We start from the raw sequence: 2122 nt of genomic DNA on the forward strand, positions 1-2122 counted from the left end.
GCGGGTCGTGCTCCGCGACCTCGGGCGGCACCTGGGTGCCCTCCGGGACGTACGGCGGGTGCGCCGGACGACCGCCATGATCAGGTCGAGCATCGGCACGAACAGCACCGCCGCCACGACGACCAGCGGCGAGAGGAGCGCGATCGCGTCCTTGCCGCTGAACTGCGGGTACGGCACGCGCCCGGACGCCGACGTCGTCGCGCCGGCGAGCATCAGGCCGATCATCATCGAGCCGGAGTCGCCCATGAATATCTTGGCGGGCTGGAAGTTGTACGGCAGGAAGCCCAGACAGGCGCCGGCGAGGGTGGCGGCGATCAGCGCGGGCGGGTAGGTGCCGACGTCACCGCCGGAGCTGTCGAGCAGGCCGAGCGAGAAGGCGCAGGTGGCGGCGGCGGCGATGAAGCCGAGGCCGCCGGCCAGCCCGTCGAGGCCGTCGACGAAGTTCATCGCGTTGACCATGACGACGACCATCACGACGGTGAGCAGCGCACCCTGGTTCTTGTCGAGCACCAGCACCGAGCCGAACGAGCCGCCGGTGCCGCCCCACGGCACCCAGAACGACACCCACTGCACGCCGAAGATGACCAGGATCCCGGCGCACATGACCTGGCCGGCCAGCTTCGTCCAGGCATCCAGTTCGAACCGGTCGTCGAGCGCGCCGATCAGCGAGATCACGCCGGCGGCGAGCAGCACGCCGACCGAGTCGAAGGAGGCGTCGAAGCCGTGCGACAGCGCGGGCAGCTGGTGGGCCAGGCCCATCGCGCCGGCGACGCCGAGGTAGATGCCGACCCCGCCCATCCGCGGGATCGGGGCGACGTGCACGTCGCGGGCGCGCGGGTTGGCGATCGCGCCGACCCGGATCGCGACCCGGCGCACGACGCCGGTGAGCAGGTAGGTCACGGCCGTCGCGGTCAGCGCGACGAGGAGGTATTCCCGGATGGGGAGGAGACCGGATGTGGGCGGCACGGGGACGTCACGCTCGCGGGGTCGGGGTCACCCGCGACACGCTATCGTGTCGCGGTTTCCGCCGTGATCCGGCTTCAGGCCAACGATTCCGCGGGCACACCGAGCACCTCCGCGATGGCGTCCTTGCTCACCGAGCCCTCGCGCAGCACGACCGGTTCGGTGCCGGTCAGGTCCACGATGCTCGACGCGACGGGCTCGCCGCTCGAGCCGCCGTCGAGGTACACCGCGACCGAGTCGCCGAGCTGTTCCTGCGCCTCCTGCGCGGTGCTGGCCGGAGGGCGCCCGGAGACGTTCGCGCTCGAGACGGCCATCGGGCCGACGTCCCGCAGCAGTTCGAGGGCCACGGGGTGCAGCGGCATCCGCAGCATGACGGTGCCGCGGGCGTCGCCGAGGTTCCACTGCAGGCTCGGCGCGTGCGGCAGCACGATGGAGAGATCGCCGGGCCAGAAGGCTTCGATGAGCGCCCGCGCCTGCGGCGGCACCCCGAGCACCAGCCCGTCCACAGTGGACCAGGACCCGACGAGCACCCCGACGGGCATGTCCGGGCCGCGGTTCTTGGCCCGCAGCAGCGCTTGAACGGCGCCGGCGTCGAAGGCATCGGCCCCGATCCCGTAGACGGTATCGGTCGGCAGCACGACGAGCCGGCTCGACCGCACCGCCCCGGCGGCGGCGGCCAGCCCATCGGCCCGGGTCTCCCGCTTGCTGCAGTCGTAGACCACGCTCATGGGCGCCAAGAGTAGTCCGGCGCCCTTGGGGGACGTTCGCCGCGTCACACCGGGTGGGCGGGCAGCGGCTCGGTGGGTGTTGGGGCCGGGGCGGGCGGGCATGCGGCTCAGGGGTCCGGCGGGTATTGCGGCTTCGGGCCGGGGGGCATCGCGGCCCCGGGCCGGGCAGGCATTGGAGCCCGGGCCCGGCGGGCATCGCAGCCCCAGGCCCGGCGGGCATCGCGGCCCCAGGCCGCGGGGGCGCCCCCCGTTTTCCACGCTACCGGCTCACACCGACAGTTCCCGGCGCTCCCGGCGCACCCGGCCGCAGTTGTCCACAACACCCGGCGAGGCCGGCCAGCCGAAGGTCGCGAATGACTCATTCGGGACCTCCCACGTCCCGAAATATTCAATAGCGGCCCCCCCAAAGGAATAGAAAACAAAATAAAAAC

Annotated in this window: 2 protein-coding genes; both read right to left on the minus strand. The window is 72.3% G+C overall.

Features of this window, described 5'->3' with window-relative positions; all coding sequences use genetic code 11:
• Window positions 1–966: glycosyltransferase family 4 protein (locus ACWDN5_RS46690; protein WP_449680787.1), on the minus strand; the 966-nt coding region annotated here is incomplete at its 3' end.
• A 74-nt stretch (window positions 967–1040) separates the two neighbouring features.
• Window positions 1041–1691, minus strand: a complete 651-nt coding sequence (locus ACWDN5_RS46695) for an L-threonylcarbamoyladenylate synthase (RefSeq protein ID WP_310967035.1) — start codon at window positions 1689–1691, stop codon at window positions 1041–1043.
• Window positions 1692–2122 lie beyond the last annotated feature (431 nt).

This window comes from Amycolatopsis sp. NPDC003731, assembly GCF_053586895.1.